The sequence below is a fragment of the Pseudomonas sp. LLC-1 genome, from assembly GCF_002992185.1.
GTDB classification, from domain to species: Bacteria; Pseudomonadota; Gammaproteobacteria; order Pseudomonadales; family Pseudomonadaceae; genus Aquipseudomonas; species Aquipseudomonas monteilii.
In genome coordinates this window covers 1-5,376 of record NZ_LUVY01000032.1, presented here as the reverse complement: position 1 = coordinate 5,376, position 5,376 = coordinate 1, and the positions used below count along the sequence as shown (strand labels likewise).

Here is a 5,376-nt window from a genome sequence, read left to right as displayed (position 1 = left end):
AAAGACAAAACCCCTACCTGCATGCGCAGATAGGGGTTTTGCGAAATGAATCTTGACGATGACCTACTCTCACATGGGGAAACCCCACACTACCATCGGCGATGCATCGTTTCACTGCTGAGTTCGGGATGGGATCAGGTGGTTCCAATGCTCTATGGTCGTCAAGAAATTCTGTTGCCAGAAGATCCAGATGGATGCTCTAGCGAATTCGGATATGTGAATTTGTGGTCTTACGAATTTTCGGGTCTTTCGTCTTCACCACCACAATTCGGCTCACGCGCAAATTGCTTGGGTGTTATATGGTCAAGCCTCACGGGCAATTAGTATTGGTTAGCTCAACGCCTCACAGCGCTTACACACCCAACCTATCAACGTCGTAGTCTTCGACGGCCCTTTAGGGGATTCAAGATCCCAGTGAGATCTCATCTTGAGGCAAGTTTCCCGCTTAGATGCTTTCAGCGGTTATCTCTTCCGAACATAGCTACCCGGCAATGCCACTGGCGTGACAACCGGAACACCAGAGGTTCGTCCACTCCGGTCCTCTCGTACTAGGAGCAGCCCCTCTCAAATCTCAAACGTCCACGGCAGATAGGGACCGAACTGTCTCACGACGTTCTAAACCCAGCTCGCGTACCACTTTAAATGGCGAACAGCCATACCCTTGGGACCGGCTTCAGCCCCAGGATGTGATGAGCCGACATCGAGGTGCCAAACACCGCCGTCGATATGAACTCTTGGGCGGTATCAGCCTGTTATCCCCGGAGTACCTTTTATCCGTTGAGCGATGGCCCTTCCATACAGAACCACCGGATCACTAAGACCTACTTTCGTACCTGCTCGACGTGTTTGTCTCGCAGTCAAGCGCGCTTTTGCCTTTATACTCTACGACCGATTTCCGACCGGTCTGAGCGCACCTTCGTACTCCTCCGTTACTCTTTGGGAGGAGACCGCCCCAGTCAAACTACCCACCATACACTGTCCTCGATCCGGATAACGGACCTGAGTTAGAACCTCAAAGTTGCCAGGGTGGTATTTCAAGGATGGCTCCATGAGAACTGGCGTCCCCACTTCAAAGCCTCCCACCTATCCTACACAAGCAAATTCAAAGTCCAGTGCAAAGCTATAGTAAAGGTTCACGGGGTCTTTCCGTCTAGCCGCGGATACACTGCATCTTCACAGCGATTTCAATTTCACTGAGTCTCGGGTGGAGACAGCGCCGCCATCGTTACGCCATTCGTGCAGGTCGGAACTTACCCGACAAGGAATTTCGCTACCTTAGGACCGTTATAGTTACGGCCGCCGTTTACCGGGGCTTCGATCAAGAGCTTCGCTTGCGCTAACCCCATCAATTAACCTTCCGGCACCGGGCAGGCGTCACACCCTATACGTCCACTTTCGTGTTTGCAGAGTGCTGTGTTTTTAATAAACAGTCGCAGCGGCCTGGTATCTTCGACCGGCATGGGCTTACGGAGCAAGTCCTTCACCCTCGCCGGCGCACCTTCTCCCGAAGTTACGGTGCCATTTTGCCTAGTTCCTTCACCCGAGTTCTCTCAAGCGCCTTGGTATTCTCTACCTAACCACCTGTGTCGGTTTGGGGTACGGTTCCCAGTTATCTGAAGCTTAGGAGCTTTTCTTGGAAGCATGGTATCAACCACTTCGTCGCCTAAAGGCAACTCGTCATCAGCTCTCGGCCTTGAAATCCCGGATTTGCCTAAGATTTCAGCCTACCACCTTAAACCTGGACAACCAACGCCAGGCTGGCCTAACCTTCTCCGTCCCTCCATCGCAATAACTGGAAGTACAGGAATATTAACCTGTTTTCCATCGACTACGCTTTTCAGCCTCGCCTTAGGGACCGACTAACCCTGCGTCGATTAACGTTGCGCAGGAAACCTTGGTCTTTCGGCGTGCGAGTTTTTCACTCGCATTGTCGTTACTCATGTCAGCATTCGCACTTCTGATACCTCCAGCAAGCTTCTCAACTCACCTTCACAGGCTTACAGAACGCTCCTCTACCGCATCATCATAAGATGATACCCGTAGCTTCGGTGCATGGTTTGAGCCCCGTTACATCTTCCGCGCAGGCCGACTCGACTAGTGAGCTATTACGCTTTCTTTAAAGGGTGGCTGCTTCTAAGCCAACCTCCTAGCTGTCTAAGCCTTCCCACATCGTTTCCCACTTAACCATGACTTTGGGACCTTAGCTGACGGTCTGGGTTGTTTCCCTTTTCACGACGGACGTTAGCACCCGCCGTGTGTCTCCCATGCTCGGCACTTGTAGGTATTCGGAGTTTGCATCGGTTTGGTAAGTCGGGATGACCCCCTAGCCGAAACAGTGCTCTACCCCCTACAGTGATACATGAGGCGCTACCTAAATAGCTTTCGAGGAGAACCAGCTATCTCCGAGCTTGATTAGCCTTTCACTCCGATCCACAGGTCATCCGCTAACTTTTCAACGGTAGTCGGTTCGGTCCTCCAGTCAGTGTTACCTAACCTTCAACCTGCCCATGGATAGATCGCCCGGTTTCGGGTCTATACCCAGCGACTAAACGCCCTATTAAGACTCGCTTTCGCTACGCCTCCCCTATTCGGTTAAGCTCGCCACTGAATATAAGTCGCTGACCCATTATACAAAAGGTACGCAGTCACCTAACAAAGTAGGCTCCCACTGCTTGTACGCATACGGTTTCAGGTTCTATTTCACTCCCCTCTCCGGGGTTCTTTTCGCCTTTCCCTCACGGTACTGGTTCACTATCGGTCAGTCAGTAGTATTTAGCCTTGGAGGATGGTCCCCCCATATTCAGACAAAGTTTCTCGTGCTCCGTCCTACTCGATTTCATTGACAAGAGATTTTCGTGTACGGGGCTATCACCCACTATGGCCGCACTTTCCAGAGCGTTCCACTAATCTCAAATCAACTTAAGGGCTGGTCCCCGTTCGCTCGCCACTACTAAGGGAATCTCGGTTGATTTCTTTTCCTCAGGGTACTTAGATGTTTCAGTTCCCCTGGTTCGCCTCTTGCACCTATGTATTCAGTACAAGATACTCAGCTTATGCTGAGTGGGTTCCCCCATTCAGAGATCTCTGGATCACAGTCTGTTTGCCGACTCCCCAAAGCTTATCGCAGGCTACCACGTCTTTCATCGCCTCTGACTGCCAAGGCATCCACCGTATGCGCTTCTTCACTTGACCATATAACCCCAAGCAATCTGGTTATACTGTGAAGACGACATTCGCCGAAAATTCGCATTTCGCTCATTGCTGAGCAGAACTCACAAATTTTACCTTAGCCTGATTTCCAGCAGTGAAACTGGTCATCAGTCTATATCTATCACATATCCGAATTTTTAAAGAACGATCTGACAAAAGTCAGAAATCAACATTCAAACTGAATGTTCATTTCTAAGTTCTGACAAGCTACTGCGTAAGTGGTGGAGCCAAGCGGGATCGAACCGCTGACCTCCTGCGTGCAAGGCAGGCGCTCTCCCAGCTGAGCTATGGCCCCGTATTCTACGGCTTTACCATGTAATGGTAGGTCTGGGCAGATTTGAACTGCCGACCTCACCCTTATCAGGGGTGCGCTCTAACCAACTGAGCTACAGACCTATAACAGGGTTGCGTTACAGCATCGTCTTTTACAATGAATCAAGCAATTCGTGTGGGAGCTCATCAGCAGGCTGATGTCGTCGATTAAGGAGGTGATCCAGCCGCAGGTTCCCCTACGGCTACCTTGTTACGACTTCACCCCAGTCATGAATCACACCGTGGTAACCGTCCTCCCGAAGGTTAGACTAGCTACTTCTGGTGCAACCCACTCCCATGGTGTGACGGGCGGTGTGTACAAGGCCCGGGAACGTATTCACCGCGACATTCTGATTCGCGATTACTAGCGATTCCGACTTCACGCAGTCGAGTTGCAGACTGCGATCCGGACTACGATCGGTTTTGTGAGATTAGCTCCACCTCGCGGCTTGGCAACCCTCTGTACCGACCATTGTAGCACGTGTGTAGCCCAGGCCGTAAGGGCCATGATGACTTGACGTCATCCCCACCTTCCTCCGGTTTGTCACCGGCAGTCTCCTTAGAGTGCCCACCATTACGTGCTGGTAACTAAGGACAAGGGTTGCGCTCGTTACGGGACTTAACCCAACATCTCACGACACGAGCTGACGACAGCCATGCAGCACCTGTGTCAGAGTTCCCGAAGGCACCAATCCATCTCTGGAAAGTTCTCTGCATGTCAAGGCCTGGTAAGGTTCTTCGCGTTGCTTCGAATTAAACCACATGCTCCACCGCTTGTGCGGGCCCCCGTCAATTCATTTGAGTTTTAACCTTGCGGCCGTACTCCCCAGGCGGTCAACTTAATGCGTTAGCTGCGCCACTAAAATCTCAAGGATTCCAACGGCTAGTTGACATCGTTTACGGCGTGGACTACCAGGGTATCTAATCCTGTTTGCTCCCCACGCTTTCGCACCTCAGTGTCAGTATCAGTCCAGGTGGTCGCCTTCGCCACTGGTGTTCCTTCCTATATCTACGCATTTCACCGCTACACAGGAAATTCCACCACCCTCTACCGTACTCTAGCTTGCCAGTTTTGGATGCAGTTCCCAGGTTGAGCCCGGGGCTTTCACATCCAACTTAACAAACCACCTACGCGCGCTTTACGCCCAGTAATTCCGATTAACGCTTGCACCCTCTGTATTACCGCGGCTGCTGGCACAGAGTTAGCCGGTGCTTATTCTGTCGGTAACGTCAAAACAGCAAGGTATTAGCTTACTGCCCTTCCTCCCAACTTAAAGTGCTTTACAATCCGAAGACCTTCTTCACACACGCGGCATGGCTGGATCAGGCTTTCGCCCATTGTCCAATATTCCCCACTGCTGCCTCCCGTAGGAGTCTGGACCGTGTCTCAGTTCCAGTGTGACTGATCATCCTCTCAGACCAGTTACGGATCGTCGCCTTGGTGAGCCATTACCCCACCAACTAGCTAATCCGACCTAGGCTCATCTGATAGCGCAAGGCCCGAAGGTCCCCTGCTTTCTCCCGTAGGACGTATGCGGTATTAGCGTTCCTTTCGAAACGTTGTCCCCCACTACCAGGCAGATTCCTAGGCATTACTCACCCGTCCGCCGCTGAATCAAGGAGCAAGCTCCCGTCATCCGCTCGACTTGCATGTGTTAGGCCTGCCGCCAGCGTTCAATCTGAGCCATGATCAAACTCTTCAGTTCAATACTGCTTGGGTTTTTAAGAAACCCTAAACTTGGCTCAGCAATCTCAAATGACTATGTGATTTCTCGCATGGCCACTTGTGATGCTGATAATCTTTTTGACTATCAGTCCGTACTCACAAGCACCCACACGAATTGCTTGATTCGA

2 tRNA genes and 3 rRNA genes are annotated in these 5,376 nt (G+C 51.5%); all 5 read right to left on the bottom strand.

Annotated elements, in window-relative coordinates:
- Positions 1–50: 50 nt before the first annotated feature.
- The 5 genes from rrf to A0O30_RS27515 all read right to left on the bottom strand — a co-directional run bounded on the left by rrf (position 51) and on the right by A0O30_RS27515 (position 5,228).
- Positions 51–166, bottom strand: a 5S ribosomal RNA gene (gene rrf / locus A0O30_RS27535).
- A 133-nt stretch (positions 167–299) separates the two neighbouring features.
- Positions 300–3,192, bottom strand: a 23S ribosomal RNA gene (locus A0O30_RS27530).
- 237 nt (positions 3,193–3,429) lie between these two features.
- A tRNA-Ala gene (locus tag A0O30_RS27525) sits at positions 3,430–3,505 on the bottom strand.
- 24 nt (positions 3,506–3,529) lie between these two features.
- Positions 3,530–3,606, bottom strand: a tRNA-Ile gene (locus A0O30_RS27520).
- Positions 3,607–3,691: 85 nt separating this feature from the next.
- Positions 3,692–5,228: ribosomal RNA gene (locus A0O30_RS27515) — 16S ribosomal RNA — on the bottom strand.
- The 16S, 23S and 5S rRNA genes sit together here with 2 tRNA genes alongside, the layout of an rRNA operon.
- Positions 5,229–5,376 lie beyond the last annotated feature (148 nt).